Here is a 25,780-nt window from a genome sequence, read left to right as displayed (position 1 = left end):
AAATCTGCCATGGCCGAGATGGATGACGTCAAGACACTGAGCTTTGAGGCCGCATTGGCCCAGCTTGAGGAAATCGTCGGCAAGCTGGAATCGGGCCGCGCGCCCCTGGCGGAATCGATCGCCATCTATGAGCGCGGCGAGGCCCTCAAGGCCCATTGCGAGGCCCTGCTCAAGGCGGCAGAGGCCCGTATCGAAAAGATCACCCTGTCGCGCGATGGCAAGGCCACCGGCACCGAGCCGCTGGACGCTTAGGCCAAGCCATGGCCACGCCCAAATCGCTGCGCGCCTTCCGCATTGTGCTCTGGACCCTGGTCGCCGTGGTGGCCCTGGGCGCTACTGCGCTGTACCTGTTCCGCCCACCCGCTCGGCCGCTGGGCATCACCGGCCAGGAGTTCGCGCTCAATTCCACCAGGGGTGGCGCCTTCACGCAGGACGATCTGCGCGGCGTGCCGAGCCTGATCTTTTTTGGCTATACCTATTGCCCCGACGTCTGCCCGACGACGTTGGCCGAGACCACGGCGATCCGCGCCGAACTCGGGCTGACCCCGGACCAGTTGCGCATCATCTTTGTCTCGGTCGACCCCGAGCGCGATACGCTCGACATGCTCAAGAGCTATGTCGAGGGCTTTGACCCCAGCGTCATTGGCCTGGTCGGCAGCAGCCTCGAACAGACCGAAAATGCCAAGGCGGCGTTCGGCGTGTTCTCCGAAAAGTTCGGCGAACCCGGCGATCCCTATTACACGGTCAACCACACGGCCCTGACTTTCCTCGTCAAGGCCGACGGCACCTTCCAGGGCACCATTGCCTATGAGGAGCCCAAGGAAACTGCCATGGCCAAGGTCAAGCGCCTGGTGCAGGGGTGAGCGAGCGCATCAGGCTCGATCTGGCGCTGGAACAGCGCGGCCTGGCCCCCAGCCGCGCCCGGGCGCGCGACGCCATCCTGCGCGGCACGGTGACCATCAATGGCACCGTCGCGCACAAGCAGAACCAGATGGTGGGCAAGGATGATGTGCTGGCGCTCAGCGATCCGGCCGCCAATTACGTCTCGCGCGCCGCACTCAAGCTGGTGGCCGGGCTCGATGCCGGCGGCATCGACCCCACGGGGCTGACCTGCATCGACGTCGGCGCCTCCACCGGGGGCTTTACCCAGGTGCTGATGGAGCGCGGCGCCCGCCGCATCTATGCGGTCGATGTGGGCCACGACCAGTTACACCAGCGCCTCAAGGGCAGCGACCGCGTGGTCAGCATGGAAGGGGTCAATGCGCGCGATCTCACGCCTGAGTTGATCGCTGAGCCGATTGACCTCCTGGTTTCCGACGTCAGCTTTGTCTCGGTCACCAAGGTGCTGGCGGCGCCGCTGGCGCTGTGTACGACGAACGCCCAGGCGGTGATCCTCTTCAAGCCGCAGTTCGAGGTTGGCCGCAGCAATGTGGGCAAGGGCGGCATTGTCAGCAGTCCGGAGGCCATTGCCGTGGCGCTGGACGAGGTTATCGCCTTTATGGTCGAACAGGGCTTTGCCCATCGCCTCTCGGTGACATCGCCGATTGCCGGCGGCGACGGCAATGTGGAAACCGTTCTGGTGTTTGCCCGCGCCGCCTGAGCGGCAAAGGCATTTGTGTTCTGCGCCCCGAAGCGCTAGCACGGGCGCAACGCGCTCCTATCCTGGCGCGACCAACCCCGGATTGATGATGACTGACGGCAATGACGACTATGTTTATGACGAAGCCAGTGGCGAATGGCGTCCGGCCTCCGAGGTCGTCGCTGCTGCCGACGCGGCCATTGTGGTGGTCGATTCTGCCGGCACGCCGCTGGCCGATGGCGATCAGGTGGTGCTGATCAAGGATCTCAAGGTCAAGGGCGCCGGGCAGACCATCAAGCAGGGCACCGTGATCAAGTCGATCCGCCTGACCGACAATCCCGAAGAGATCGACTGCCGCCACGACGCCATCAAGGGCCTGGTGCTGCGCACCGAATTCGTCCGCAAGCGCTAGTCTGCCACCCCGTCCAGCACGGACGGGGTACGTCCCTAGTTCCGCTCGAAGCCCACAGCGCCGTCGCGACCGGTCTGGCCGCGGTGGCGCAGGAAGTGATCGGCCAGCACCAGCGCCATCATGGCCTCGCCCACCGGCACGGCACGAATGCCGACGCAGGGGTCGTGGCGGCCCTTGGTGATGATGTCGGTGTCGGCATTGGCGGTGGTCACGGTCTGGCGCGGCGTCAGGATTGACGACGTCGGCTTGACGGCGAAGCGGCAGACAATGGGGTCGCCATTGGAAATGCCGCCCAGAATGCCACCGGCATGGTTGGAGAGGAAATAGGGCTTGTCCGCCCCCGCCCGCATCTGGTCGGCATTCTCGACGCCGGTCAGGCTGGCCGATTCAAAGCCGGCGCCGATTTCCACCGCCTTGACCGCATTGATGCTCATCATGGCCGAGGCGAGGTCAGCGCTCAGCTTGCCATAGATCGGCGCGCCCCAGCCGGCCGGCACGCCTTCGGCCACCACCTCGATCACCGCCCCAACCGAATTGCCATCCTTGCGGATGCCATCGAGATAATCGGCCCAGAGCGCGGCCGCCGTGGCGTCGGCGCAGAAGAAGGGGTTCTCACCCACCTGGTCCCAGTCAAAGTTGCCGTAGTCGATCTTGTGCGGACCGACCTGCACGAGGCTGGCGCGAATGGTGATGCCGGCCAGCACCTGGCGGGCCACGGCGCCGGCAGCAACGCGGGCGGCGGTTTCGCGCGCCGAGGTGCGCCCGCCGCCGCGATAGTCGCGGATGCCGTATTTCTGATCATAGGTATAGTCGGCATGGCCCGGACGGTATTTGTCGCGGATCTCCGAATAGTCCTTGGAGCGCTGGTCGGTGTTCTCGATCAGCAGCGAGATCGGCGTGCCCGTGGTGCGCGGCCCGTCGGTGCGCTCGTCCTCGAAGACGCCCGAGAGGATCTTGACCGCATCGTCCTCGCGGCGCTGCGTCGTATATTTGGACTGGCCCGGCTTGCGGCGGTCAAGATCGCGCTGGATGATCTCGGGCGTCAGCGTCAGTCCGGGCGGGCAGCCATCCACCACCACGCCCAGCGCCGGCCCATGGCTCTCGCCCCAGGTGGTGAAGCGAAACAAAGTCCCGAATGTATTGAACGACATGGCGCGGCCCCGTGGTTGGCGACGTTCTAGGAGCCGGGCGCGGTCAGGTCAATCGCGGTCCTGCAACCGGCGTTCGGCCGCGCGGTAGGCATCGCCGCCGTCGCGCCGGCCAATGGCGATCACCACGACGGTGATGGTCTGATCGACGACCTGATACACCAGCCGATAGCCGGCATCGCGCAGCTTGATCTTGTAGCAGTCCGGCATGCCATGCAGGGCCGCCGAAGCAATGCGTGGATGGATGAGCCGTTCGGCCAAACGGGCCGCAAACTGCTGCTTGAGGCTATTATCGAGCTTGCGCCATTCCTTGGCCGCCTTCTCGTTGAAGGCAAGACTATAGCTTGGCGAGGTCATCGATGCTGACGGCGATGGTGGCGTCGTGCTGGCGCTCCAGCACGGTCGCGATATCCTCGAGGTCTTCGAGGCGATCCAGCATGTCCTGATAGACCTCAGGCTTGATGATGTAGGCCGTCACCCGATTGTGGTTGAGCACGGCCACCGGCCCATCTTGGGCCGCAGCGATCACCGCGGAGGGATTTTTCTTCAGGTCGGTGATCGAGACCAGGCGCTGGCTATCGATGCGCTGAATGTGTTCGTTCATTTGGCACCTTCCTTGATGCCAATAAATGACCTGAATTCAGCACCAAATCAAGTACCTTGAACATGAATGACCGGCAACGCCACTGCGCTGCAACGGCCATGCTCTTGCCCACTTGGACCTGTTTGTCGGTGGTTGTAGCCGGGCCCGCCGCCGACCCGTCAGGTCAATCGAGCCAGTTTTCCAGGCGCAGATCCGGCACACGGGCGAATTCACCGATATTGGCCGTGACCAGCGGGAGATCGAGGGCCAGCGCATGCGCTGCGATCAGCATGTCATATGGCCCGATGGGTGTTCCACTGTGTTCAAGATGGGCGCGGATTTCGGCGAAGGCATGAGCGACCGGCTCATCGATCGGCAACACATCGATGGTCCGAAGAATACCTGCAATCTGACCGAAGAGCTTCTCAGACCGCACCTTGCGCGCGCCAAAATAGAGCTCTTCGGCAACCACGACCGAAACGCAAATCGGCTTCTGGTCGGGCTCAGTCATTCGCGCCGCAGCGTTGCCATTGGGAAACCGCAAAGCGTTGGACACGATGTTTGTGTCCAACATTGCACGATAGCTCATAGATTGATGTCGTCAGGTGGCAGCAGCCCCTCGTCAACATCGGGCCACTCGATGTCCAGGGGTTCCAGGGTGTCCAGGAACTCTCGCAACGACTGCCGCTTGGGCTCAATGATGAGCCGGTCGCCATCCTTGGTTACGATGACCTCCGTGCCCGGCAGTTCGAACCCTGCCGGGACCCGCACGGCCTGCCCGTTATCGGATATGAACAGTTCGGACTTCTTGATCTCGTTCACAGGCGCCTCCACCGGCTCATGTCGTCACAACATAAGCCCGAACGTCACCCTGAACAACATCGCCCCTACCCCCGCAGCAGCTCCATGCGGCCCGGGGTAAAGTGCATGATGGCGTCCTGCGGCGGCGCCCAGTTGATCACCTCGATGATGGGCGCCTTCTCGATCAGCACGCGCAGCGTGCGCGCGATACCGCCATGGGCCACCACCACCGAAGGCCCCTTGAGCACGCGAGAGAATTCGGCGAGCCGGGCCTCGACGTCGCGGTAGTTCTCGCCATTTTCGGGGCGATAGTCGTAATAGGCCTCGTCGCGCGCGCCGGGGGCCACGGCCATATTGGCCGGCAGCTCCTCGTGCAGGCTGCCCTCGAGCACGCCGAAGCTGATTTCCATCAGGCGCACGTCATACTGCACCTCGGGCAGGTGCAAGGCGAAGCCGGCGCGGACGCGGTCCATGGTCTCGCGGGTGCGTCCGAGCGGGGAGGCATGCCATTCAAAGGCCAGCGGATCGAGCCCGCGCGCCGCAAACAGCGCGGCCAGCGTCTTGCCGTTCTGGTTGGCCTGGCCACGGCCCTTGTCGTTGAGCGGAATGTCCTTGCGGCCCTGATAGCGGCGCTCGGCGTTCCAGGGCGTTTCCCCATGCCGGATAAAGTAGATTTCCGGCCAGACCAGCGCTGTCATCGTATCACGCCACGCCGTCGTCACGACGCGTCCCAAAGGCTAGAGAATCAGTCGGCAGGGCAGTCCTCTGCCCCGGGGCACACTATAGCGGCGACCGGCCGCGGCAAGACGCGCGACCGTTCACCGTAAAGCGCGCATTAACCTATCGGACTTGCCCAAGTGTGCCAGAGGCCGGGGCGGAGGGCTGCCATGCCGCGGGTGACGGACGCGGCGGCGCTTGAACGGCGCGGCGGCAAAGGCCATTGTGCGGCGCGCTTTTACCGATCCACATCCCTGCCCCAGCCGGACCCTGTCCATGACGCTTGCCGCTTCCGCCATCGTTGCCCAGCTCTCCAGCCTGATCGGCGAGGCCGCCGTGATGGGCGCGCCCGAGCAGATGGGCAATTATCTCAAGGAGCCGCGCAAGCGCTTCCACACCGGCGCCGCCGCCGTGGCCCTGCCCGGCTCGGTGGCCCAGGTGCAGGCCATTCTCGCCTGGGCGCATGAGCACCGTGTCGGCATCATCCCCCAGGGCGGCAATACGGGCCTGGTCGGCGCGCAGGTGCCGCTGCGCGGCGATGAGGTGATCGTCAGCCTCGCCCGGCTCGATCGCATCCGCGCCATCGATACGGCGGCGGGCGCCATGACGGCGGAAGCCGGGGTGATCCTTGAAAACGCCCACAAGGCCGCAGAGGCCGAGAATACGATCTTTCCACTCTGGCTGGCCTCACAGGGCTCGGCCCGCATCGGCGGCCTGCTCTCGTCCAATGCCGGCGGCGTCAATGTGCTGGCCTATGGCAATGCGCGCGAGCTGACCATGGGCGTCGAGGCCGTGCTGGCCGACGGGCGGCTCTATCAGGGCCTCAATTCCCTGAAAAAAGACAATACCGGCTATGATCTGCGCGACCTCCTGGTCGGCGCCGAGGGTACGCTTGGCATCATCACGGCGGCGACGCTCAAGCTCTTCCCCAAGCCGGAAGACTATGAGACCTGCCTGGTCAATATCAGCGGGCCGGATGCGGCCCTGCCGCTGTTTGAGCTGCTGCGCGCCCGCATCGGCGCGCGGCTCAATGCCTTCGAGATCGTGCCGCACATCGGGCTCGACATGCAGCTGCGCCATGGCATGCTGGATCGCGACCCCACCGCTGGCCCCTCCCCGTGGTACGGATTGATCGAAGTCTCGCGCATGGCCGGCGGCACGCCGGGGGTGCTGCAGTCCGCCATCGAGGCCGGCTTTGCCCAGGGCCTGCTCGACAATGCCGTCTTTGCCGAGTCGCTGGCCGATCGCACGCGCATGTGGGCCTTCCGCGAGCAGATGAGCGAGGTGCAGTCCAAGGAAGGCGCTTCGGTCAAGCATGACGTCTCGGTGCCCATCGCGGCGGTCCCAGCGCTGATCGCGCGCGGCACGGCGGCGGCCGAGCGCCTGGTGCCCGGCATTCGCGCCGTGCCCTTCGGGCATATGGGCGATGGCAATATTCACTTCAATTTCAGCCAGCCTGTCGGCGCCGAGCCCAAGGCCTTCATGGCCGAAAACGACGAGAAACTGCACGAAGCCATCTATGAGATCGTGCTTGATCTCAGCGGCTCGGTCTCGGCCGAGCATGGCATTGGCCAGCTCAAGCGCGAGCTGCTGGTGCAGGTCAAGGATCCGGTGGCCATCGAGATGATGCGCGCCATCAAGACCGCGCTCGATCCGCGCGGCATTCTCAATCCGGGCAAGATGCTTCGAACCGACCCGTAGGGGAAATCCGCTTCCGGTGGAGCGGATTGAAGCGAGATGGCCATGAGCGCTACGCTCGAATGGCAACCACGGTAACAAATTGGTGCCGTCTTGTCGGGAACGGCACGGCGCGCCATCTGTGGGCCATGTTGCTCAATATTGCTTTTCTCGACGACGCCACCCGTCCCGCCGCTCCGCGCCTCGAGGGCCTGACCGCGGCCCAGCGCGCGCCCGGCCAGCATTTGCGCATGATCCATGATCATCTGCGCCACAATATGGAGACGCTGGCCACGCTGATCCAGCGCGCCGCCGCTGGCGAGGCGAGCCCCGCCGATGTGGCCGCCGAAACCGGCGATCTCGCCATGGTCGCCAACTACCGCCGCTTTGGTAATCTGTGCGGCCGCTATTGCCAGGTGGTGCATACGCATCATTCCATCGAGGACGAGGCGATCTTCCCGGCGCTGGCCGCGCAGAGCCCGGTCTATAAGGCCATTGCCGAACGCCTGGTGGCCGAGCATGAGGTGGTGCACGAACTCTTGGTTCGGCTCATCGATGCGCTCAATGATCTGGCCGCCGAGCCGACCCAATCGCGCTTTGAAGACACCAAAACCGTCTATCACGCGCTCGAACGCGTGCTGCTGTCCCATCTGGGCTATGAGGAAGAGGCCATCGGCGACGCGCTGGGCTATTTCGAGATCGGCGTCTAGAACAGATCGAGCTGCCCGCCGCCGCCGGCCACCTTCTTGGGCTTGGGCGGCGCGGGCTTGTCCAGCGTCACCGGCTCGATCAGCCCGGGATCGTCGTCGCGGGCGGAATTGACCCGGGTCGAGACCGGATGGAACTTCAGCGCGCCATCGGCCAGCGGCAGCGCCAGCTGCGCGGCATCGGCGGCCCGCACATCGCGCACATTGAGCCAATCGTCGATGGCTTGGCCATCGAGAATGGCCGGCATGCGGTCGTGGATGGGCGAGAGCTGGCCATTGGCCGGCACGGTGATGGTAGCGACGCTGTCGACCAGTTCGCCCTCCGGCCCCTCCCAGGTGGCATAGAGCCCGGCCAGCGCCATGGGCCGGTCATCGGCCAGGGTGATGTAATAGGGCTGCTTGGATTTATCCGGATTGGTGTGCCACTCGTAATAGCCGCTCGCCGGAATGATGCAGCGGCCATGCTTGAGCGCATCGCGAAACGTCGGCTTGTCGGCCATGGTCTCGACGCGGGCATTGATCACCAGCGGAAATTCGCGCGGATCCTTGACCCAGCGCGGCACCAGGCCCCAGCGGGCAAAATGCGCCTCGCGGCGGCCCGCCGCTTCCCAGATGGCGGCGACCGGCTGGGTCGGCGCGATATTGTAGCGCGGCACCAGCTCGATATGGTTGAGCAGGTGGAACAGCGCTTCCATCATCTCGGGCGGCAGCGTCGACGCATAGCGTCCGCACATGTTCGGTGTCTCCCAATTGGCCAACTACAGGTAGTGTGTAGGCCTCCGAATCGCAATTGGACTGCCCGTCGTGACCGATGCCCCGCCCAATGCCGCCAGCGTCGCCCTTGTGCGTGGCGGCAAGGTGCTGCTGATCAAGCGCGCCTATGCCCCCTATCAGCATCTGTGGACCCTGCCCGGCGGCCGCATGGAGCCCGGCGAGAGCATCGAGCAATGCGCCGCGCGCGAGATCTTTGAGGAACTTTCCGTCACCATCCGCAATCCGCGCCCGGTGATGGTGCAGGCGCTGGGGCGCGACCTCGAGTTCCGCCTGGCCGTCTTTGTCACCACAGATTTCTCCGGCGTCATCCGCGCCTCCGACGAGGTGGCCGACCACAAATGGGTCGATCCCACGGCGCTGATCGCCTTCCGCACCACCAGCCGGCTCGATGACGTGCTGGCGAGGGCCTTCGCAGTGCTGGCGCAAAGCTGATAGAGGTGCGCATCACCATGTGGACCCGCGCCGTGAAATCGCTTCGCATTCTGTTTGCAGCCATTGTGCTGGCGCTGGGCGCCGGGCCGGCGCTGGCCATTGATCCGCTCTATCAGCAGCAGATGGAGCGGCTGTCCCAGATCATGGGGAGCCTCTATTTCCTCGCGCCGCTGTGCAAGGCCGGCTCCACCGACTGGCGCGCCGAAGCGGCCGATCTGATCGCGCTGGACCAGCCCGACGAGGACCGCCGCCAGCGGCTGAGCGGGGCCTTCAACGATGGCTATACCGCCTATGCCCGCTTCCACCGCAGCTGCACGCCCACCGCCCAGGCTGCCCTGCAGCGCCTCCTGGCCGAGGCCGAGCGCACCGCGCGCGATATCCACACCCGCTTTGCCGAATAGGCCGCTTGGCCACCTCGATACAAAAGCCCACGTCTTGTTAACCTTCGGGTTACTTCTGGCGCGCGGCGCGGAAAATCCCGTGCTAGTTGAAGGCTATGTCGATCAATAAATCCATATTCGCGCCCGCGTCCGGGCTTGGTGTGTTCGATCGGGAACAGGGCGAGCGGCAGATTGCCCTCGAATACCTGGCCGATGCCTGGAACGACGCCGAGGAAGATGGGGTGCACAGCGCCTCGCTCGCCCACGCCTCCCTGTTCGCGGCCCTGGCCACGTTCTGCAAGATGCACGGCGACGAAGCCGCGGCCGACCTGGTCGCCATGCTCCCCGACCGCATCCGCTCGGGCGAATACAACCTCGACAAAATCCTGCAGTAGACGCCGACCCGACCAGACAGTCCTACGCTGCACTGGATTCGCGGCTCCACTGCCTCCCTCCCCTCAAGGGCCTGCTCTCGGGCGCGCAAAGCGCGACCTGGGTGGGGAGGGGGCGACGGAGCCGCATCGATCTGAACTTGAAACGACCCGGGCCTCACACCACCCGCAGAACGGCGCCGCGGTCGCTCAGCGCCACCGCCCCGACCAGCACGGCCCAGAGCATCACGCAGATCGTGGCTGTCGCTGCGGCGCTGGCCGACAGGCCGCCCCCCGACGCCAGGTTGAACAGCGTGTGCCAGAGCGCCACGGCGATCACACTGCCGCCGGCGAGATGGGCCACATGGGCCAGCACCAGCGTGCCGGCCAGGAGGCCCAGGCTCCAGCCGAAGGCGGCGGTGGTCAGATCCATCGCCTGGAAATCGGCGACACAGGCAAACAGCGGGATGTGCCAGGCCAGCCAGATGGGCCAGACCAGCAGCGTGCCGACGCGCGGCCCGAAGCGCAGTTGCAGCTGTGGCAGCAGGAAGCCGCGCCAGCCGATTTCCTCGCCCAGCCCATTGACCACCAGCACGATCAGCAACACCGGCACCACGCCCAGTTCCGGCAGGCCGGAATAGCGCCCCAGCGCCGACAGCGGCGGCAGGCGGCCGGTGATGGCGAATTCGGCAATCAGCGCTGCCGCGATGATCAGCAGCGGCGACAGCGTCGCCAGCCACGCCATTTGCCCGCGCGGCAGCCGCGTCACCCGACGCCGAAGGTCAGCCCAGGTGGCGCCGCCCGTGCGCCAAGCGATCCAGATGGCGGCAATGGCCGGGCCCATCAGGCCGGAGAGATGCGTGGGCCAGCCGACGCCCGTCATCACCGATCCACCCGTGAGCAGGATCGGCAACCAGGCCAGCCACGACAGGGCATAGGCAAGCAATACAAAGACCAGAACCGACGGCATCGACAGATCCTGCGCACCGGGGACCGCTCCCCTCACGCGCGCGATGCTGCCGGACAAATCCCGCCGCCACCTTGACGCCTATCAAGCCGCGGTGGCGCATTTGCCTTAGTTCAGGCAGGCGGGAGGGCTTCAAGGAACTGGATGGGCTGGCCGGTGGAGGGCGTTAGCAACGTGCCCTGCCCTATGCCCCGAAATCCCACCTGCGTTGCGGCGGCATAACTGCAGAGATGAGGGGGCCTAAAGCTTTGCAGACCAACTGCCCATGGCCGCTTCCGACCCCATTGCGGCCATACGAGGGGTCTAACCTGAGCCCGAAAACAGACGTAACCCTAATTTTGTTGGGTTACGGCGAAACCGACTTTGCATTTTTGCACGTTAACGAAAGACGATGTGCATCGTACTCTCGAAATCCTATGGCTTTGCCGTTTACGCCGAATACGGCGTCGCCAGTCCAGGCCATATAGCTACCACTGGGGCCCGGGTTGGACGTTCGAGCATAGATAAATATGTTTGGCACCATCGTTGCCGCTAATCTGTTGCGTATACTTGCTCCAGCCTCTCGCATCACGACGTGTTCCTGAGGCTTCACGTCTGTGGCTGTACTAAGTTTCCACTCGCTAGTCTGATAATCGAAATACCGGACGTAAACATCTATCGCACCATATTCGTTGCAAGCATTGCCAATGTCTATTACCCACGGATAATCTGAGTATTTTCCGCAATCCGTAAGATTAGAAATCCGCTCTAACGTCATGATTGGCGCGCTTTCTGCCTCTACGTCATGGTGAATAAATAAGCCATTGCCTTCCCCCGCTTGCATCACCATGTTGATTCTTATGCCCCTACTTATGAGCGCGGACAAAACTTCTTTGGCAGTGGACAAGGGAACACCTGCGCCGCACGTTACGGAGTTTAGAGGACCGTGACCTACCTGTGTGCTTCTCGCCACATCGAAGCCGGCGCTTTCGAGGATGCTCAGGGCTTGTAGCCCATCCGTCGCATCCTCTACAGTGATGACGGTTCCTTCGAACGCGGCCGGCTCCTCTACTTCATCCGGTATGACAGGAGAAGAGCCCCCACAGAAAACCTCCCCCGCCGGGTAGACGTTGAGTAGGTTCATAGCCAGTCCAATTGGGACTATCATAGCGAGCGGCGTAGGTTTTCCGTCGAACTTGTACCCACCCTTCACAATACCAACCAGCTCTCCTGCCAAGTTGTAGACGCCGGAGCCGCTGTTGCCGAACGTGACGCCAATGTTGCTGACTATGTAGGTTGGTTCCTCCCCATTCATCGTTCCTGTGACTGGCATCAAGGACAGGCCAAGAGGAAAACCTAGGGTCCCAATAGCATCCCCGATGTTTGGTTCTTCCGACGCCAAGCAGGCGTGATCGAAGTTTTCGGATACCGAGGGCGAGAATCTGAAAAGAACCAGATCACGTTCGGCGTCCTTTCGAATGTAGTTTAGCCGAAAGGCGACACCTTCATTCGCGCCTACAATCCCCGTGACAATTTTTTGAGAAATGTCACTGCCATAGGCCAGCTCGGTCATGTCAGCGACCAAGTGCAACGACGTTAGTACGTAGCCATCTGGGAGGAGAATCCCTGTTCCTCTGGCAATAACGGGGCCGGTTTCTGCTTCGCGTGCTTGTACAAAAACGGTCTTTAGACGATGGCTGGCCAGCAGCTGGCTCTCAAAGGAAGTGCTGGTCTGCGCAAAGACCTGCCCGACAGGCAAAAATACAATCAAGCCCGCAAAAATAAGCCGTATCAGGCCGTTCAATTTGAGTACGTCTCGATCGCGCACTTCACATCAAGCGGAGAAATGGTAGTCGATGGATCGGGTACCGGCGTTCCCGTTATCAACCAATTTGTAGCAACTGGATAGTGCATAATGGATTTGACGTCGTAGTCAGTGCAAGCTCTTGAGGCCGCATAAGGTGCGTTTGTTATATTGGTCTCAACCATTGAAGAGGTCCACGGGCTAGCGCCAATCGGAAGAGAAGAGTTTATGATCTGTGCGATTTCTGCTGCCGGCCTGAATCGATAGCCAGCATCAGGGTGTCGATGCTCGTGGCCAAATGCCATTAGGCCGTGGCCGAATTCGTGCAGTATTGCCCGCCGCGACGCGGTCGTTCCGGGCCTCTTTCGTACGTCAGGTAGCCACATCGTGGCCTGTCCTCTGAACTGCAGTGCCTCAATTCCCGTCTTCGATTTGTTTACACCGCCGGTGAATGAAATCTGGATGTGGGTCTCTTTCAGGTCGTTTGAATAGTCAAAATCGAGACCGATGGAAGGGACCTTCCAAGCTTGAGCGATGGTCTTGACCGAGTCATGTTCGCTTGCGCTTCCATCTACAAACCCGATGAGAACCAGGGGGCGGTTGTTGCGGGAAAGTCCGGTGTTGCTGGCGGTCCATCGCAAAGCCCTTGTGGCAGTCCCATAGTCGTCACTACCCAAAAGGGCGGATGACATTCCGAATCCGGTATCGTCGATCTGGCCGGCAGCAGAGAAATTCTCTTCCCCGACGCCCAATACGGTTATTTGAGGCGTGTCGCAGTAAAAGAATGCATCATCCAAATCGGCTTCCGAGGCCGATGGCCTAGCAACCCAAGGCAAACATGCGGCGCATCCGCCCAATGCCAACGCCTGACGCCGTGAAACCATTTTTGGCCACCCCATCCGTAATAAACGGATAATTACTGCAACCAGCATTGCTGTAAATAGCCGGTATGGTCGAACTATATTCTGGCGCGAAGTAAATGCACGAAGCCTATTCGACGATGTTAGCTGTGCTGGCGAGCGCCATCGTCGGTGGGATGCGAGATTTTAGAACGTTCCATGGCCTGCGACCCTGCATCCGAGCGCAACCTATGGCAGCAATTAGAACGTTGCATCGGCAGTTTTGTCGATATTTCAATCTTTAAGCGGACGGTCCCTTATCCACCCCTAAACCGCCGCTCCCTATCCCTCCTGCGGCAGCGCCTCCAGAAACCGCATCGGCTGCCCCGTCGATGGCGTCACCAGTTCGCCCTGCCACATCACCGTCTTGCCGCGCACAATGGTGCCGACGGGCCAGCCGGTGACGGTCACACCATCATAGGGCGTCCAACCGGCGCGGCTTTTGACGTCTGCGTTGCTTATGGTTTCGCGGCGCTTGAGGTCGACGATGGTGAGGTCCGCGTCATAGCCCACGGCGATGCGGCCCTTGCCGGCGATGCCAAACAGGCGATTGGGGCCGTGGCTGGTCATGTCGACAAAGCGCTCAAGGCTCATGCGCCCGGCGTTGACATGGTCGAGCATGGTGGGCACCAGGGTCTGCACGCCCGTCATGCCCGAATGGCTGGCGGGATAGGCGTGGTCCTTTTCTTCGCGCGTGTGCGGGGCATGGTCGGAGCCCAGGATATCGGCGACGCCATTGGCGACGCCCGCCCAGATGCCCTCGCGATGCGCCTTGTCGCGCACCGGCGGGTTCATCTGGGCATAGGTGCCCAGGCGCGTATAGGCGGTTTCGTCCAGGGTCAGGTGGTGCGGCGTCACCTCGACTGACGCCACGTCCTTGTGGTCGGCCAGATAGAGCATTTCCTCGGCGGTCGAGATATGCAGCACATGAATGCGCTTGCCCGTCTTGCGGGCGAGGCCCACCAGGCGCTTGGTGGAATTGAGCGCCACCTCGGGCGAGCGCCACACCGGGTGGCTGGACGGATCGCCCGGCACGCGCAGTCCTTTACGCTCTTCGAGCATATATTCGTCTTCGGAGTGGAAGGCGGCGCGGCGCGAAATGGCGCGCAGAATGGCTTCGACGCCATCATCGTCCGCCACCAGCAGCGAGCCGGTGGACGAGCCCATGAACACCTTGATGCCGGCGCAGCCGGGCAGCTTCTCCAGCACCGCCAGCTCGCCGACGTTCTCATGCGTGCCGCCGATATAGAAGGCAAAGTCGCAATGCATGCGGTTGGTGCCGGCGGCGATCTTGGCCTCAAAGGTCTCCCGGCTGGTGGTCAGCGGATTGGTATTGGGCATTTCGAACACGCCGGTCACCCCGCCCATGACGGCCGAGAGCGAACCCGATTGCAGGTCTTCCTTATGCGTCAGGCCGGGCTCGCGGAAATGCACCTGGGTGTCGATGACGCCAGGCAGGATATGGAGGCCCGCGCAGTCCACGATTTCGGCCGCTGCGGCATTGCCGAGGTTGCCGATGGCGGCAATGCGGCCATTGCGCACCGCCACATCGGCCAGGCCCTGGCCATCGTGGTTGACCAGCGTGGCGTTCTTGAAAATGCTGTCGTACTGCGCCATGTCTGTGGTCCCCGCAATGCCTGGTTCCCTGCCGGTTTAGCGGAGGCAGCGACCATGAGGCAAGCGACCATGACCATCCATCTGCGTGCCGACCGTGCCCTGTTCCGCTTTTCGGGCCCGGATGCGCACAAGCTGCTCAATGATGTGGTGACGGGTCATATTCCGTCGGCCGGCGATGGCTTGGGCGAAGCGGCTGCTGCCTGGGCGCTGCTGTCGCCGCAGGGCAAGATCCTCGCCGAGGGCCTCGCCGGTCATGCGCCGGACGGCATCTATGTCGATGTGCACCAGTCGGTCGCCGACGATTTTTTCAAGCGCATGAAGATGTATCGCCTGCGCGCCCAGGTGGTGATCGACGATCTGCGCGAGACCCATCGCGTCGGCTTTTCGCAGGACGCAGCGCCTGGCCTGATCCATCACAGTGACCGCCTCGGACCGCAGGCGATCGGCTTCAGTGTCATCGCCCCGGTCGAGGCCACGGCGGACTGGGTGCAGTCCGACGATGTCTATCACGCGGCGCGCATCGGGGCCGGCATCGCCCATCAGGGCAATGACTTCCCGGCCAATGACGCCTTCGCCCATGACATTGGCCTCGATATTCTCGACGGCATCGACTTCGCCAAGGGCTGCTATGTCGGCCAGGAGGTGGTGAGCCGGATGAAGCACCGCGGCACCGCACGGCGCCGTCCGGTGATCCTGAGCGGCGTCACCGCTTCAGCCGGCACTCCCGTGCTGGCTGGCGCGCGCGAGGCCGGAACCATCGGCCAGGTCGTCGATGGCATGGCGGTGGCAATTGTGCGGCTCGACCGCATCACCGATCCCTCCGCCGTCACGGTCGACGGTCAGCCTGTCGCGATCGCCCTGCCCGCCTGGGCCAGCTATGCTTTTGGCGAGGCCAGCGCCGAGGATTGAGCGCGCCTGTCGAATCGCGTGACGACGCGCTACGGTTCGCGTGATCACAACGACAGCACTTTGGGGCAAAATGGCACGCCAGAACGACAGGGCATGGCAACGCATGTTGTCGGGCCGCAGGCTTGATATTCTGGACCCTTCCCCGCTCGATGTGGAGCTGCCCGATATCGCCCATGGCCTCGCCCGCGTCGCGCGCTGGAATGGCCAAACCTTTGGCGATTATCCCTTTTCCGTCGCGCAGCATTCGGTGCTGGTGCTCGAACTGTTCCGCGCCGCCAATGCCGACGCGACGCCGGTGGCGCAATTGCAGGCCCTGCTGCATGACGCACCCGAATATGTGATGGGCGACATCATCTCCCCCTTCAAGGCGGCGATGGGCGGCAATTACAAGGACGTAGAAAATCGTCTGCTGTCAGCGATTTACCTGCGATTCTCCCTACCGGCGACCATGCCGGCGGCGCTGGCCAAGCAGGTCAAGAAGGCCGACCGCGAGGCAGCCTTCTTCGAGGCCATCCATCTGGCCGGTTTTGAGGACAGCGAGGCGCGAAAATTCTTCGGTGCGCCCAGCCTGCCGGCCTTTGACGTCGATGCTTTCGACCGGCTGATCCGCCCCTGGCCGACGCGCGAGGCGCATGACCGTTTCGTGGCCGCATTCACGGAAATCTCCGTTTAGCGACAGTCCTTTGGCCTGTCCAAATTAACCTTACCGAGTGATGAACTTTGCGCTGCGCGCTGGCATATGGTTTCTGAAATCTTAATGCCAACCAGCGACACCGCTTCATTTCGGGACGGATTTCATGGGCCTGCCAGACCGCCGCATTTTGCTTGGAATGTTCCTGGGCGCCATTAGCGCCACCGCCCTGGCCACCACCGGCCCCGGTGCCGTGCTTGAGGTATTTGCCGACGAAGAACAGCAGGTCATCGCGCCCGGCTTTGACACGTCCAAGCTGGTCAAGTTCGAGGGCCGCACCTATGCGGTGACGGCAGAGCCCGGCGTGTCGCAGGAGCCGCTAAGTACCCAGACCGTCAAGAAAATTGAGGGCGGCCGGGTCAGCTACGTGACTATCGCCACCACGGCCACCGGCACCTATTCAAGCGACGCGATGTTCTCGTCCCATGTGCAGTATCCGGGCATCGCGGTGGAAGAGTTATCCCCGTCCTGGTTCAGCAATGTATTCTATAGCTGGAATGGCAAGACCTGGTCGAGCTTCTCCAGCCGGCAGGGCCATTCCTACATGTCCTACCGCTCGGGCAATACGCGCGTGTCGACCTACAATGGCGTGACCTGCGTCTCCGGCCCCGGCTATCGCGTCTGCTGATCAGCCAAACAGCCAGCCGCGCTTGAACTTGTAGAAGACGTGCAGCCCGATCTGGGCGACCTTGGTCATGCGCGGCGCCCAGTCGGGGCGGACATAGGTGGCGTGATAGTGGGTCGCGTCGCCCACTTCGGTCAGATAGAGCTGGCCGTCGGTGAAGCGTTTGGCAATGTCCTGCGCCTGGGCCCAGGCCGTGCTGTCGTTGACATATTCGGGAATGCCGTCGCAGGCGAAGGAGAACTGGCAGGCGTTGCGCTTGTTCTGGTTCTGGAACACCACGCCGCAGATAGTGCTGGGGTAGCGACGATCCTTAACGCGGTTCTGCACCACCTGGGCCACGGCCACCTGGCCGCGATAGCTTTCGCCGCGCGCCTCGAAATAGATCGCGGTAGCCAGGCACCAGAGTTCTTTTTCCGAGGTTTCGATGGGCACGCCGGTGGCAAAACCGCCGGTCACCGGCGCGGTTTCGCGGGCATAGGCCAGTTGCGCCGAGGCGGTGACGGGGATGGGCATGGCGCTTTCCGGCGCAATGCCGGCGATGGCGTCGAGCGCGGCGGCTGATCCGGCGCTGAGGGCTGAGGGATCGATGGCCGCCACCGACATGCGCGGGCCGATCTCGACGTCGCCAGTGGCCGGCAGCACCACGTCCGCTATGCGGGTCTGGTCGAGGCCCGTGGTCTCCCCGGGCCCTTGGCGCAGCGAGGCCAGGCGCACGCGCACTTCCTCAAAACTGCGGGAAATGGCCAGCGCATCAACGGGCTTGCGGTGGCGGTCGGTCTTTTCGGCCCGGTTGGGGCCGGTGAACATGGCGGTCTGGAACAGATCGCCGACCGAGCCGGTGATCACAGGGTCAACGCCGGAAAAAGAGAGGCTTGCCGTAGCGATCTTGGTGCCCGGCGGCAGGACGTCTGCCAGGTCCGAAGCCGGACCAAAAGCGGTGCCGGTGAGCCCCGCATAGCTGAGCGCGCACAGCACCATCACGCCGCACACCCGGGCAATGGGATGGCCGCCGCGAGCCGCTCTGGCCGGGCGCATGCGCGCCACCGGCTGGGGGGAAAACACCATCAACGCTACTCAACACAACGCAACACAACTACTGATCGGCGAAAGTGACGCTAAAATGCCGACGTTCGGAATGATGTCTTATTAGGGTTAGCAGCGGGTAAACGGCGTTTGCGGCCAGGCCATGGAACAAGCGTGGCGGCAGCTTGGCAGGACTGGGATTCACGCCATTGTGAGGATCAGCGGTCGCAGGCCGCCCTGATGCGCCCGATTTCGGGCAGGAAGCCATCGACGCGGAAGCGCACGGACAGCGAGCGCGAATTGGCCGGCGTCACGCGGGCGGTCAGATTGGTCACTCCGGCCAGACCATCGAGAAACGTTGCAGCGTCGGCACTGTTGTTGATCAGAACGGCGGTGTTGTCCGCATTGACCGGGAGCGTGCGGCTGCGCGCGGCCTGCAGATCGTTCTGCAAGGTGATGCCGGCATCGTGGCCCAGGGCCGACATGGTGTTGTTGGCAAAGGCAAAGGCGACGCTCAGTGTGTCTGCCACACAGGTCACTGTCATGGTGGCCGGCGCCCGGCCGCTGGGGCGGGCGGGAATGAGCTGTTCGGACTGCAGCACGGCCGAGATCCCCTCACTGGCCAGTGCCGGGGTGCGGAACAGGCCGTCGTAGCAGGCCAGGCGCTCGGCATCACCGGCGATGGCCGTGCATTGCGAAACGGGCGACTGGGCATGGGCAAATGGGGCGGGCGCGATGAACAGCGGCAGCAAAGCCAGAACCGGCAGAAGCTTCACGTCAGTATTGTCCTCTCCCTTGCGTCGGCCTCTGCCGAGCGCTGATCAACATATAGGGATTGTGCGGCCAATAGTTAAGCGGAGGCCTGCGCCAGGGTCAGCCGGGCCACCGGCACGCGATAGGGCGAACAGCTGACATAGTCGACGCCCAGACCCGAAAAGAACTTGAGCGAGGTGGGATCGCCGGCATGTTCGCCGCAAATGCCGATCTTGAGGCGCGGATTGGCCGCCCGGCCGCGCTGGATGGCAATCGAGATCAATTCGCCCACGCCCTTTTCGTCGATGGTGACGAAGGGATCGCGCTCATAAATGCCCTTGCGCTGATAGGCGGCCAGGAACGTGGGCGCATCGTCGCGCGAAATGCCGAAGGTGGTCTGGGTCAGATCGTTCGTCCCGAAGGAGAAGAAATCGACCATATTGGCGATGTCGCCGGCCCTCAGGCACGCGCGGGGCAGCTCGATCATGGTGCCGAAGGCCATTTTGACCTTTTCGGAGCGCAAGAGGCCCGAATTGGCGGCAATGGTGTTCATGCGTTCGCGCACGAAGGCCACTTCGCTGGCTGTGGACACAAAGGGCACCATGACCTCGACAGCCACGGGCTCGGCCTGCCGTTCGCTGGCTGCGCGCACACCGGCCATGATGGCCTGCATCTGCATGGACAGGATTTCGGGATAGGTGATGGCGAGGCGCACGCCGCGATGCCCCAGCATGGGGTTGACCTCGGCAATGCGGTCGAGCCGCTGGCGCAGTGCCCGTACGGCCAGCCCCAGCGAGGCCGCAGTTTCCTCGATGTCTTCCTCGGTGCGCGGCAGGAACTCGTGCAGCGGCGGATCGAACAGGCGCACCGTTACCGGCAGGCCCTTCATGGCCGAGAACAGCGCCGAATAGTCCCCGGTCTGGAAATCGACCAGGCCATCGACGGCGCGGCTGCGATCGTCCTCGTCTTCGGAGAGGATCATGCGGCGCAGGGCCACCATGCGCTCGGGCGAAAAGAACATGTGCTCGCTGCGCGCCAGGCCAATGCCCTCGGCGCCGAAGCTGAGCGCGGTATTGGCCGATTCCACTGTCTCGGCATTGGTGCGCACGGCGATCTTGCGGGTGGCGTCCGACCAGCCCAGCAGCGTGCCGATGGCGCCGCCGATATGGGGCTGGGCCAGCGCCAGCGTGCCAGCATAGACGCGCCCGTCCGTGCCATCGATGGTCAGGCGGTCGCCGCTGCGGAACTCGCGGGTGCCGATGCGGCAGATCATTTCGGCGCTGTCGACCGAAAGCGTGCGCACGCCGGCGACGCAGGGCTTGCCGGTGATGCGGGCGATGACGCCGGCGTGGCTCGACATGCCGCCGCGCGCGGTCAGAATGCCGGTGGCGGCCTTCATGCCCTCCATGTCGGCGGGGCCGGTCTCGTTGACCACCAGAATGCAGTTCTTGCCCCGGGCGCGCAGGCGGGCTGCATCTTCGGGGTTAAAGACGATAACGCCGCTGGCCGCGCCGGGCGAGACGCCCAGGCCCGTGGCGATCGGCACATTGCCATCGCTGGATTTGAGGCGCGGATGCAGCAATTGCGCCAGCCGCGCCGGATCGACGCGGGTGACGGCATTATGCGCCGACCACACCTTGCGATTAACACGGTCAACGGCGGCCTCAAGCTCGGCAGCCGGCGAGGCCTGAAACGGGCGTGCGGAGAGGAACTGCACCTGCCCGCGTCGCACCGCCACCGAGCAGGCCATGTGTTGGCCCGCCTTGCCATCGACCAGGGTCACCAGCGCGGCAATGGACTCCGGCAGCGCCGGCAACGGGCTGCTGCCCATGGCGGCCGGCCCCATGACACCGGTGGTGCCATTGCGGGTGAGGAATTGCTCGATCTCGCCTTCGGCCTGGGCCTGCACGAGAACAATCTGCTTGCCGCGATCCTCGTCGGGTCGGCCGGTCCAGCCCTGGCCGAAGCCATAGCTGTCAAAGGCATTCTTGATGGCCTTGGCGAGCGGGCGGTTGGGATCGACCGAATCTTCGGGATTGGCCGGCGCCGAAATGCCCAGCTTGGCCGGCATCAGCCCGCCATTGTGCAGGGCCGCCGAGGTGCGCACCACCAGCGGTGGCGGCACGCCATCCTTGCCCACGAGCTTGAACAGGCAGGCCACCCAATGGGTGCGCAGGCGCAATTCCTTGCGGCTGCGTTCGGCCTGCAGCTCATCCCAGGCGGCGCGGGTCAGCACAATGGTGGGAACAGTGGGGAATCCGGCGTCGCCGACGCGGAAAATCCAGCGCGCCTTGCCGCTGAGCAGCTTGAGCTGGCTGGCGGACAGGTTCGCCTTCCCGATGGCCGGGGCAATTGCGAACATTTCCTGCGCCACACTCACACTGGGTCCTTGTCTTGCGGTTAGAGCCTTGTCGTGAACCGCATAATGCCTGTGCGGCATGGCGGCTGCAACAAGACTTGACTTGCCGGGCCGTCGAAAGCATCTGATCTGCTATGGAAAAGCGGCCACACCTAGACATTCTGCTCTGTGCCCCACGCGGATTTTGCGCGGGGGTCGACCGAGCCATCCAGATCGTCGAGCTGGCGCTCGAAAAATATGGCGCGCCGGTCTATGTGCGCCACGCCATCGTGCACAACAAATATGTGGTCGATGGCCTGCGCGACAAAGGCGCGGTGTTTGTCGAGGAGCTCAGCGAGATCCCTGAAACCGACGCCCCCGTGGTGTTCTCGGCGCATGGTGTACCCAAGTCGGTGCCGGCCGATGCCAAGAGCCGCAACATGTTCTTCCTCGATGCCACCTGCCCGCTGGTGAGCAAGGTGCATGTCGAGGCGCAGCGGCATTTTGCCGAAGGTCACGAAATCGTGCTGATCGGCCACAAGGGCCATCCCGAAGTGGTGGGCACTATGGGCCAGCTGCCGGCCGGCGCCATCACGCTGATCGAAACTGTCGCCGATGCGCAGGTGTTCGAGCCCAAGGATCCGCAGACCCTGGCCTTTGTCACCCAGACGACGCTCTCGGTGGACGACACCCGCGAGATCGTCGCCGCGCTCAAGGCGCGCTTCCCGGCCATCAATGGGCCGCACAAGGAAGACATCTGCTACGCCACCACCAACCGGCAGGAGGCCATCAAGGCCATAGCGCCGGAAGTGGATGCCATGATCGTGGTGGGTTCGCCCAATTCGTCCAATTCGCTGCGCCTGGTGGAAGTCGCCGAGCGCGCCGGCTGCAAGATCTCCATGCTGGTCGACCGTGCGTCCGAGATCGACTGGGCGCGCTTTGAGGGCATCAAATCGCTGGGCGTTTCGGCCGGCGCCTCGGCGCCCGAAAAGCTGGTGGACGAGGTCATCGAGGCCTTTGCCCAGCGCTATGACATCAAGGTCGAGGCGCGCGTCACGGCCAAGGAGAACATTGCCTTCAACATTCCGCGCGAGCTGCGGACCATTGAAGCTGCGGTCTCGCGGTGAGCGACGCGATTATCCTGCAAACCGAGCGGCTGGCGCTCGCGCCCTGGCGCGCCGACCAGCTGGACGATCTGGTGGCGCTGCAATCGGACCTCAAGGTGGCCCGCTTCTACGATATCGCCGGGGTCCCCTGGACGCGCGAAAAGTGTGAGACCCGCCTGTCGAACTGGCTGATGGAATGGACCGAGCACGGCCTGGGCAAGCATCGGCTGGTGCGGCGCAGCGACGGGCGTTTTGTCGGTCGCGCCGGCTTCAGCATCCATGCCCGCACCGGCGAGCCGGAACTGGGCTATGGGCTGGCCTCGGAGTTCTGGGGCCTGGGCTATGCCACCGAGATCGCCGCAGCCCTGCGCGACTGGTACTTTGCCACCCGGACAGACGAACATTTCATAGCCTTCGCCCATCGCGACAACACAGCCTCGCGCCATGTGCTGGAAAAGATCGGCATGACGCCGACCTATGCGATGCAGTTCGCGGACATGCCGCACCAGTTTTACCAATACAAGCGGGCCGCGTCATGACTGATACCGTCACCATCCATACCGACGGCGCCTGCTCGGGCAATCCGGGTCCCGGCGGCTGGGGCGCGATTCTGGAATATGGCGGGCACACCAAGGAGCTCAAGGGCGGCGCCGAGCTGACGACCAACAACAAGATGGAGCTGACCGCGGCCATCGAGGCGCTCAATGCGCTCAAGCGGCCGTGCCTGGTCGAGCTGCATACCGACAGCCAATACGTCAAGAATGGCGTGCAGAGCTGGATGCACGGCTGGAAGAAGAACGGCTGGAAGACCGCCGACAAGAAGCCGGTCAAGAATGTCGAGCTGTGGCAGGCGCTGGACGAAGCCAGCAAGCGCCACACCATCGATTGGAAATGGGTCAAGGGCCATGCCGGCCACGAACTCAACGAGCGGGCCGACCAATTGGCCAATGAGGGCATGGCGCCCTTCAAGGGCAAGCGCTAAGCGGCCCCTTGTCGCCCCTCCCCTTGAGGAGAGGCGAAGGCCACGTCAGGCCCGCTTGGGCAGCAGGCGCTTGATGGCCTTCATGGCCGGAGCCAGCACCAGTCCCACGATCGGGATCAGAATGGCGCCCAGGATGATGCCAAAGACGAAATCGACCGCGGCCGTGGCCAGCCAGCCGGTAAAGCCTGCGATGGCCGGCGTGGCCGCCTCGGCCCAATGCGCGGCGCCCTCGACCAGATGTTCAGGCCAATCGATGCCGAATTCATAAAGCCCGTGCACGATGATGCTGCCGCCCACCCAGGTCATGGCAGCGGTGCCGATCACGGCCAGCGCCTGCATGATCACCGGCATGGCCACCACTATGCCGCGGCCAAAGGCGCGGCCCAGCCCGCTCCGGGCATGGCGGGCCATCCACAGGCCAAAGTCGTCGCCCTTGACGATGAGCGCGACCGCGCCATAGACGGCCACCGTGATGCCGATGCCGGCCAGGGCCAGAATGGCAGCGCGGGTCCAGAAATCCTCGACATCGATGGCCGCCAGAATGATGGTCATGATCTCGGCGGAGAGGATGAAATCGGTCTGGATGGCGCCGGCGACCTTCTGGTCCTCCAGTGTCTCGGCAGAGATCAGCACGGGCTCAAGCCCGGCTTCGTGCACCTCGGCATCATGGGGCCGCAGGGCGTGGAAGATCTTTTCGGCGCCCTCATAGCTCAGATAGGCGCCGCCGATCATCAGCAACGGGGTGATGACCCAGGGCGCGAACAGGCTCAGCAGCAGCGCGGCCGGCAGCAGGAACAGCAGTTTGTTCTTAATCGAACCCCAGGCGATCTTGCCGACAATGGGCAGTTCGCGGTCGGCGGTGAAGCCGTTGACATAATTGGGGGTGACGGCGGCGTCGTCGATGACAGCGCCAGCGGCCTTGACGCCCGCCTTGGCCGCCTGGCCGGCAACATCGTCCAGCGACGCCGCCGCGACCTTGACCAGACCGGCGACATCGTCGAGCAGCGCAAGAAGACCAATACTCATGGCAAGACCCTGGTGATTTTGCGCAGACCTTTACAGCACCCTAGCCGGCGCGCAACTGGTCCTGTGTTTCGCTCTCCACCCAAGCCTCGCCGCCCATGGCCTCGATCATTGCCGACAGCCATTCGCGATAACCGACAAAGCGCCCCACCGAGGCGGTATTGATCTTCTGGCGCACCTGCCACTGGCTGGCGGTGTGGATCTGGCGCTGATCCAGCTCAGGGGTGAGACAGGCGTCATTCCAGTCGAGCCCGACGAAATCGATCAGCCGCCGCGATTGGGCCTCCGGGTCGGCGACCAGGCTTTCATAGCTCAGATCGAGCATGGGCAGCGGCACGCTGGCCTTCCAGGCCGCCATGACATCGGCGGTCTGGCGGATGCGTTCGCCCAGATCGACCTGGCGGAAGGCAAAGCCCTGCCCGGCGGTGAAGCGGGTGAACAGATTGGACAGGCCGCAATCGAGCGGGTGGCGCCGCATATGGATGATGCGGGCATTGGGAAACAGCGCCGCAATCAGGCCGATGCGAAAGGCATTGTCGGGCGTCTTGTCGACCACGACTCGGGTAGCGCCCGTTGCGCCGCTGGCCATGGTGCGCATGGCCTGTTGCGCGCGCGCCGACAACTGCCCGGCATCAAGACTGGTCAGCCGGCTGGAGTCGCCCCCCGTCAACTCGTGCTCCACCTGCCCCATCAGCGGGCTTTCGCCCAGCGCCAGCACCGCCGGGTGCCGCGCCAATATGGCCTCGGCCAGCGTGGTACCTGAGCGCGGCATGCCAACGATGAACACCGGCGCGGGACCGTCAACCGGCTGGGTGGTCAGCGGCAGCCTGTGGGCCCTGGCGATGTCGAGCAGGGCCTGCACTCGGCGACGCTCGCGCATGCGGTCATAGGGCCGGTCGGCCAGCCAATTGGCCTCGATGCAGAAATGCATGGCGCGGGCGCGATTGCCCATGTCGGCATAGACCTTGGCCAGGCCGAAGCAGAGGAACTCCAGTGCCGTGCGGCTGAGCATGCCCGAGCCGTAAAGCGCCAGCATGTCGTCGATGACCGGTTCGGGTTCGGTGAAGCGATGATTCTGCGCCATGGCATAGAAGGCCAGCGTGTCGTCGCCACGAATGCGCAACGCAGCAGCAAAGCTGGCATAGGCGCCCGCCATATCACCCATCGACGCCTGCAGCGTCCCCAGATTATGGCGATGCGGCCCTACCTCGGGCGCCAGGTCCACGGCGCGCTGCAGCAAGGCAATGCAGTGCGCAACCGAATGGCCAAGCTCCCACTCGGCCATGCCAGCACAGGCCAGCGCCGAGGCATTGTCCGGATTGCTCGCCAAGGCCCGGCGCGCTTGCCGCGCTGACTCTTCAAAGCGCCGGGCCCCCAGAAGCTGCCAGGCGACCTCGACCAGGGTTGGGGCAATCTGCAAATGAAGAACTCTTATGAACGTCGCGTCGAGCCATCCGGCGCGATGGGTAAAGTTTGGGCGCTG

General features: G+C 63.8%; 31 protein-coding genes. 15 read left to right on the top strand and 16 right to left on the bottom strand.

Annotated features, from left to right (window positions below; translation table 11 throughout):
- Window positions 1-9 precede the first annotated feature (9 nt).
- From E8M79_RS07005 to E8M79_RS06990, 4 genes are all read left to right on the top strand, one after another.
- Window positions 10-252 carry an exodeoxyribonuclease VII small subunit gene (locus E8M79_RS07005; protein ID WP_137151221.1) on the top strand — a complete coding sequence of 81 codons (243 nt, stop codon included), beginning with the start codon at window positions 10-12 and terminating at the stop codon, window positions 250-252.
- Between the two features lie 8 nt (window positions 253-260).
- Entirely contained in the window at window positions 261-863 is a 603-nt protein-coding gene (locus E8M79_RS07000) for an SCO family protein (protein ID WP_137151220.1), read from the top strand.
- Window positions 860-1,600: a TlyA family RNA methyltransferase gene (locus E8M79_RS06995; RefSeq protein ID WP_137151219.1), complete on the top strand. Its 741-nt coding sequence runs from the start codon at window positions 860-862 to the stop codon at window positions 1,598-1,600. Before E8M79_RS07000 ends, E8M79_RS06995 begins: the two co-directional genes overlap by 4 nt.
- Before the next feature lie 88 nt (window positions 1,601-1,688).
- The gene (locus tag E8M79_RS06990; RefSeq protein WP_137151218.1) at window positions 1,689-1,991 is read left to right on the top strand and encodes an alkylphosphonate utilization protein; all 303 of its coding nucleotides are present in this window, start codon (window positions 1,689-1,691) and stop codon (window positions 1,989-1,991) included.
- A 35-nt stretch (window positions 1,992-2,026) separates the two neighbouring features.
- On the opposite strand, the gene aroC is transcribed toward E8M79_RS06990, so the two are convergent.
- The 6 genes from aroC to E8M79_RS06960 all read right to left on the bottom strand — a co-directional run bounded on the left by aroC (window position 2,027) and on the right by E8M79_RS06960 (window position 5,221).
- Window positions 2,027-3,142, bottom strand: a complete 1,116-nt coding sequence (gene aroC / locus E8M79_RS06985; RefSeq protein ID WP_137151217.1) for a chorismate synthase — start codon at window positions 3,140-3,142, stop codon at window positions 2,027-2,029.
- Between the two features lie 48 nt (window positions 3,143-3,190).
- On the bottom strand, window positions 3,191-3,496 hold the full coding sequence (locus E8M79_RS06980; RefSeq protein WP_137151216.1) for a type II toxin-antitoxin system RelE/ParE family toxin: 306 nt from the start codon (window positions 3,494-3,496) through the stop codon (window positions 3,191-3,193).
- On the bottom strand, window positions 3,477-3,743 hold the full coding sequence (locus E8M79_RS06975) for a type II toxin-antitoxin system Phd/YefM family antitoxin (protein ID WP_137151215.1): 267 nt from the start codon (window positions 3,741-3,743) through the stop codon (window positions 3,477-3,479). The genes E8M79_RS06980 and E8M79_RS06975 overlap by 20 nt, the downstream gene beginning before the upstream one ends.
- A gap of 163 nt (window positions 3,744-3,906) precedes the next feature.
- Window positions 3,907-4,311, bottom strand: coding sequence for a type II toxin-antitoxin system VapC family toxin (locus E8M79_RS06970; protein WP_137151214.1), 405 nt, complete (start codon window positions 4,309-4,311; stop codon window positions 3,907-3,909).
- A complete protein-coding gene (locus tag E8M79_RS06965) occupies window positions 4,308-4,544 on the bottom strand; it encodes an AbrB/MazE/SpoVT family DNA-binding domain-containing protein (protein WP_248304930.1) in 237 nt (78 codons plus the stop codon). The genes E8M79_RS06970 and E8M79_RS06965 overlap by 4 nt, the downstream gene beginning before the upstream one ends.
- A gap of 65 nt (window positions 4,545-4,609) precedes the next feature.
- A complete protein-coding gene (locus E8M79_RS06960; protein ID WP_137151212.1) occupies window positions 4,610-5,221 on the bottom strand; it encodes a histidine phosphatase family protein in 612 nt (203 codons plus the stop codon).
- Between the two features lie 295 nt (window positions 5,222-5,516).
- Here E8M79_RS06960 and E8M79_RS06955 point away from each other — a divergent pair, with 295 nt between their 5' ends.
- Both E8M79_RS06955 and E8M79_RS06950 read left to right on the top strand, forming a co-directional pair.
- Window positions 5,517-6,941: an FAD-binding oxidoreductase gene (locus E8M79_RS06955; protein WP_137151211.1), complete on the top strand. Its 1,425-nt coding sequence runs from the start codon at window positions 5,517-5,519 to the stop codon at window positions 6,939-6,941.
- A gap of 125 nt (window positions 6,942-7,066) precedes the next feature.
- A complete protein-coding gene (locus E8M79_RS06950) occupies window positions 7,067-7,627 on the top strand; it encodes a hemerythrin domain-containing protein (RefSeq protein WP_171015766.1) in 561 nt (186 codons plus the stop codon).
- Here the strand turns inward: E8M79_RS06950 and E8M79_RS06945 are convergent.
- Window positions 7,624-8,358: an SOS response-associated peptidase gene (locus tag E8M79_RS06945; protein WP_137151209.1), complete on the bottom strand. Its 735-nt coding sequence runs from the start codon at window positions 8,356-8,358 to the stop codon at window positions 7,624-7,626. The two genes, E8M79_RS06950 and E8M79_RS06945, sit on opposite strands and share 4 nt — an antisense overlap.
- Before the next feature lie 70 nt (window positions 8,359-8,428).
- Here E8M79_RS06945 and E8M79_RS06940 point away from each other — a divergent pair, with 70 nt between their 5' ends.
- The 3 genes from E8M79_RS06940 to E8M79_RS06930 all read left to right on the top strand — a co-directional run bounded on the left by E8M79_RS06940 (window position 8,429) and on the right by E8M79_RS06930 (window position 9,605).
- On the top strand, window positions 8,429-8,830 hold the full coding sequence (locus E8M79_RS06940) for an NUDIX domain-containing protein (RefSeq protein ID WP_171015765.1): 402 nt from the start codon (window positions 8,429-8,431) through the stop codon (window positions 8,828-8,830).
- A 32-nt stretch (window positions 8,831-8,862) separates the two neighbouring features.
- A complete protein-coding gene (locus E8M79_RS06935; protein ID WP_171015764.1) occupies window positions 8,863-9,231 on the top strand; it encodes a TIGR02301 family protein in 369 nt (122 codons plus the stop codon).
- Between the two features lie 95 nt (window positions 9,232-9,326).
- Window positions 9,327-9,605, top strand: a complete 279-nt coding sequence (locus E8M79_RS06930) for a hypothetical protein (RefSeq protein ID WP_137151206.1) — start codon at window positions 9,327-9,329, stop codon at window positions 9,603-9,605.
- A 154-nt stretch (window positions 9,606-9,759) separates the two neighbouring features.
- Here the strand turns inward: E8M79_RS06930 and E8M79_RS06925 are convergent, their stop codons facing one another.
- The 4 genes from E8M79_RS06925 to E8M79_RS06910 all read right to left on the bottom strand — a co-directional run bounded on the left by E8M79_RS06925 (window position 9,760) and on the right by E8M79_RS06910 (window position 14,847).
- Window positions 9,760-10,551, bottom strand: coding sequence for a CPBP family glutamic-type intramembrane protease (locus E8M79_RS06925; RefSeq protein ID WP_137151205.1), 792 nt, complete (start codon window positions 10,549-10,551; stop codon window positions 9,760-9,762).
- A gap of 343 nt (window positions 10,552-10,894) precedes the next feature.
- Window positions 10,895-12,331 carry a serine protease gene (locus E8M79_RS06920; protein ID WP_171015763.1) on the bottom strand — a complete coding sequence of 479 codons (1,437 nt, stop codon included), beginning with the start codon at window positions 12,329-12,331 and terminating at the stop codon, window positions 10,895-10,897.
- Window positions 12,328-13,263 (bottom strand): hypothetical protein, encoded by a 936-nt coding sequence (locus E8M79_RS06915; protein ID WP_137151203.1) that lies wholly within the window; start codon window positions 13,261-13,263, stop codon window positions 12,328-12,330. The genes E8M79_RS06920 and E8M79_RS06915 overlap by 4 nt, the downstream gene beginning before the upstream one ends.
- Before the next feature lie 249 nt (window positions 13,264-13,512).
- The gene (locus tag E8M79_RS06910; RefSeq protein ID WP_137151202.1) at window positions 13,513-14,847 is read right to left on the bottom strand and encodes a dihydroorotase; all 1,335 of its coding nucleotides are present in this window, start codon (window positions 14,845-14,847) and stop codon (window positions 13,513-13,515) included.
- Between the two features lie 54 nt (window positions 14,848-14,901).
- Here E8M79_RS06910 and E8M79_RS06905 point away from each other — a divergent pair, with 54 nt between their 5' ends.
- The 3 genes from E8M79_RS06905 (at window position 14,902) to E8M79_RS06895 (ending at window position 17,075) form a co-directional block, all read left to right on the top strand.
- Window positions 14,902-15,756: a folate-binding protein YgfZ gene (locus E8M79_RS06905; RefSeq protein ID WP_137151201.1), complete on the top strand. Its 855-nt coding sequence runs from the start codon at window positions 14,902-14,904 to the stop codon at window positions 15,754-15,756.
- 103 nt (window positions 15,757-15,859) lie between these two features.
- Window positions 15,860-16,429 carry an HD family hydrolase gene (locus E8M79_RS06900; RefSeq protein WP_248304929.1) on the top strand — a complete coding sequence of 190 codons (570 nt, stop codon included), beginning with the start codon at window positions 15,860-15,862 and terminating at the stop codon, window positions 16,427-16,429.
- A gap of 124 nt (window positions 16,430-16,553) precedes the next feature.
- On the top strand, window positions 16,554-17,075 hold the full coding sequence (locus E8M79_RS06895; RefSeq protein WP_137151199.1) for a hypothetical protein: 522 nt from the start codon (window positions 16,554-16,556) through the stop codon (window positions 17,073-17,075).
- Here E8M79_RS06895 and E8M79_RS06890 read toward each other — a convergent pair whose 3' ends face one another.
- From E8M79_RS06890 to E8M79_RS06880, 3 genes are all read right to left on the bottom strand, one after another.
- On the bottom strand, window positions 17,076-18,137 hold the full coding sequence (locus tag E8M79_RS06890; protein WP_137151198.1) for a cell wall hydrolase: 1,062 nt from the start codon (window positions 18,135-18,137) through the stop codon (window positions 17,076-17,078).
- 176 nt (window positions 18,138-18,313) lie between these two features.
- Window positions 18,314-18,871, bottom strand: coding sequence for a hypothetical protein (locus E8M79_RS06885; RefSeq protein WP_137151197.1), 558 nt, complete (start codon window positions 18,869-18,871; stop codon window positions 18,314-18,316).
- Window positions 18,872-18,945: 74 nt separating this feature from the next.
- Window positions 18,946-21,210, bottom strand: coding sequence for a putative PEP-binding protein (locus E8M79_RS06880; protein WP_171015762.1), 2,265 nt, complete (start codon window positions 21,208-21,210; stop codon window positions 18,946-18,948).
- Window positions 21,211-21,341: 131 nt separating this feature from the next.
- Here E8M79_RS06880 and ispH point away from each other — a divergent pair, with 131 nt between their 5' ends.
- The 3 genes from ispH to rnhA are packed head-to-tail and all read left to right on the top strand — an operon-like array spanning window position 21,342 to window position 23,274.
- Window positions 21,342-22,313, top strand: a complete 972-nt coding sequence (ispH, locus tag E8M79_RS06875) for a 4-hydroxy-3-methylbut-2-enyl diphosphate reductase (protein ID WP_137151195.1) — start codon at window positions 21,342-21,344, stop codon at window positions 22,311-22,313.
- On the top strand, window positions 22,310-22,831 hold the full coding sequence (locus E8M79_RS06870) for a GNAT family N-acetyltransferase (RefSeq protein WP_137151194.1): 522 nt from the start codon (window positions 22,310-22,312) through the stop codon (window positions 22,829-22,831). The genes ispH and E8M79_RS06870 overlap by 4 nt, the downstream gene beginning before the upstream one ends.
- Window positions 22,828-23,274 carry a ribonuclease HI gene (gene rnhA / locus E8M79_RS06865; RefSeq protein WP_137151193.1) on the top strand — a complete coding sequence of 149 codons (447 nt, stop codon included), beginning with the start codon at window positions 22,828-22,830 and terminating at the stop codon, window positions 23,272-23,274. The genes E8M79_RS06870 and rnhA overlap by 4 nt, the downstream gene beginning before the upstream one ends.
- A 45-nt stretch (window positions 23,275-23,319) precedes the next feature.
- On the opposite strand, the gene E8M79_RS06860 is transcribed toward rnhA, so the two are convergent.
- Window positions 23,320-24,300, bottom strand: coding sequence for a DUF808 domain-containing protein (locus E8M79_RS06860; RefSeq protein WP_137151192.1), 981 nt, complete (start codon window positions 24,298-24,300; stop codon window positions 23,320-23,322).
- Between the two features lie 40 nt (window positions 24,301-24,340).
- Complete coding sequence (locus tag E8M79_RS06855; protein ID WP_137151191.1) at window positions 24,341-25,717, bottom strand: sulfotransferase; 1,377 nt, start codon at window positions 25,715-25,717, stop codon at window positions 24,341-24,343.
- Between the last annotated feature and the right edge of the window lie 63 nt (window positions 25,718-25,780).

Source organism: Devosia sp. FKR38 (assembly GCF_005222805.1).
Classification (GTDB): domain Bacteria; phylum Pseudomonadota; class Alphaproteobacteria; order Rhizobiales; family Devosiaceae; genus Devosia.
The sequence above is the reverse complement of the archived record's forward strand: the minus strand, read 5'-3'. Positions and strand labels throughout refer to the sequence as shown.

Excerpts from the sequence above, each read along its gene's own strand:
- E8M79_RS06960 (WP_137151212.1), bottom strand. The coding sequence starts at position 5,221 with ATGACAGCGCTGGTCTGGCCGGAAATCTACTTTATCCGGCATGGGGAA.
- aroC (WP_137151217.1), bottom strand. The coding sequence starts at position 3,142 with ATGTCGTTCAATACATTCGGGACTTTGTTTCGCTTCACCACCTGGGGC.
- E8M79_RS06945 (WP_137151209.1), bottom strand. The coding sequence starts at position 8,358 with ATGTGCGGACGCTATGCGTCGACGCTGCCGCCCGAGATGATGGAAGCG.
- ispH (WP_137151195.1), top strand. The coding sequence starts at position 21,342 with ATGGAAAAGCGGCCACACCTAGACATTCTGCTCTGTGCCCCACGCGGA.
- E8M79_RS07000 (WP_137151220.1), top strand. The coding sequence starts at position 261 with ATGGCCACGCCCAAATCGCTGCGCGCCTTCCGCATTGTGCTCTGGACC.
- E8M79_RS06905 (WP_137151201.1), top strand. The coding sequence starts at position 14,902 with ATGAGGCAAGCGACCATGACCATCCATCTGCGTGCCGACCGTGCCCTG.
- E8M79_RS06950 (WP_171015766.1), top strand. The coding sequence starts at position 7,067 with ATGTTGCTCAATATTGCTTTTCTCGACGACGCCACCCGTCCCGCCGCT.
- E8M79_RS06955 (WP_137151211.1), top strand. The coding sequence starts at position 5,517 with ATGACGCTTGCCGCTTCCGCCATCGTTGCCCAGCTCTCCAGCCTGATC.
- rnhA (WP_137151193.1), top strand. The coding sequence starts at position 22,828 with ATGACTGATACCGTCACCATCCATACCGACGGCGCCTGCTCGGGCAAT.
- E8M79_RS07005 (WP_137151221.1), top strand. The coding sequence starts at position 10 with ATGGCCGAGATGGATGACGTCAAGACACTGAGCTTTGAGGCCGCATTG.
- E8M79_RS06860 (WP_137151192.1), bottom strand. The coding sequence starts at position 24,300 with ATGAGTATTGGTCTTCTTGCGCTGCTCGACGATGTCGCCGGTCTGGTC.
- E8M79_RS06930 (WP_137151206.1), top strand. The coding sequence starts at position 9,327 with ATGTCGATCAATAAATCCATATTCGCGCCCGCGTCCGGGCTTGGTGTG.
- E8M79_RS06890 (WP_137151198.1), bottom strand. The coding sequence starts at position 18,137 with ATGGTGTTTTCCCCCCAGCCGGTGGCGCGCATGCGCCCGGCCAGAGCG.
- E8M79_RS06895 (WP_137151199.1), top strand. The coding sequence starts at position 16,554 with ATGGGCCTGCCAGACCGCCGCATTTTGCTTGGAATGTTCCTGGGCGCC.
- E8M79_RS06975 (WP_137151215.1), bottom strand. The coding sequence starts at position 3,743 with ATGAACGAACACATTCAGCGCATCGATAGCCAGCGCCTGGTCTCGATC.
- E8M79_RS06925 (WP_137151205.1), bottom strand. The coding sequence starts at position 10,551 with ATGCCGTCGGTTCTGGTCTTTGTATTGCTTGCCTATGCCCTGTCGTGG.
- E8M79_RS06910 (WP_137151202.1), bottom strand. The coding sequence starts at position 14,847 with ATGGCGCAGTACGACAGCATTTTCAAGAACGCCACGCTGGTCAACCAC.
- E8M79_RS06980 (WP_137151216.1), bottom strand. The coding sequence starts at position 3,496 with ATGACCTCGCCAAGCTATAGTCTTGCCTTCAACGAGAAGGCGGCCAAG.
- E8M79_RS06900 (WP_248304929.1), top strand. The coding sequence starts at position 15,860 with ATGTTGTCGGGCCGCAGGCTTGATATTCTGGACCCTTCCCCGCTCGAT.
- E8M79_RS06880 (WP_171015762.1), bottom strand. The coding sequence starts at position 21,210 with ATGTTCGCAATTGCCCCGGCCATCGGGAAGGCGAACCTGTCCGCCAGC.
- E8M79_RS06970 (WP_137151214.1), bottom strand. The coding sequence starts at position 4,311 with ATGAGCTATCGTGCAATGTTGGACACAAACATCGTGTCCAACGCTTTG.
- E8M79_RS06915 (WP_137151203.1), bottom strand. The coding sequence starts at position 13,263 with ATGCTGGTTGCAGTAATTATCCGTTTATTACGGATGGGGTGGCCAAAA.
- E8M79_RS06990 (WP_137151218.1), top strand. The coding sequence starts at position 1,689 with ATGACTGACGGCAATGACGACTATGTTTATGACGAAGCCAGTGGCGAA.